At 34.2% G+C, this 406-nt stretch carries 1 protein-coding gene; it reads left to right on the forward strand.

The genetic code is table 11. The features are described 5' to 3' along the window. Positions 1-361: IS3 family transposase (locus A4245_RS19460; RefSeq protein ID WP_157087781.1), on the forward strand; the 361-nt coding region annotated here is incomplete at its 5' end. Between the last annotated feature and the right edge of the window lie 45 nt (positions 362-406).

Below are 406 nucleotides of genomic sequence, written 5' to 3' on the forward strand. Positions count from 1 at the left end.
AGTGATGAAACCTCTAGATGAAACTCTAGAAATCGTTAAAGGATCAAAATACAGAACAACTATTCATTCTGATCAAGGATGGCACTATCAACATAGAAAATGGGTAGAAACACTAAAAGTGAATAAGATTTTTCAAAGTATGTCTAGAAAAGGGAACTGTTTAGATAATTCACCAATGGAGAATTTCTTTGGTTTACTGAAACAAGAGATGTATCATGGGGAAGCATTGTGTTCTTATGAGGTATTAAAAAACAAGATTGAGAAACATATAGTTTACTATAATAATAAACGGATTAAGCAAAAATTAGCTGGTATGAGTCCAGTTCAATACCGCAATCACACCAGCCAATTAACTGCTTAAATCAAACTCTAACTTTTGGGGGTCACATCATTCCTGTCCCCGTGG

The sequence above is a fragment of the Oceanobacillus damuensis genome (assembly GCF_001618145.1).
Lineage (GTDB): Bacteria > Bacillota > Bacilli > Bacillales > Amphibacillaceae > Oceanobacillus > Oceanobacillus damuensis.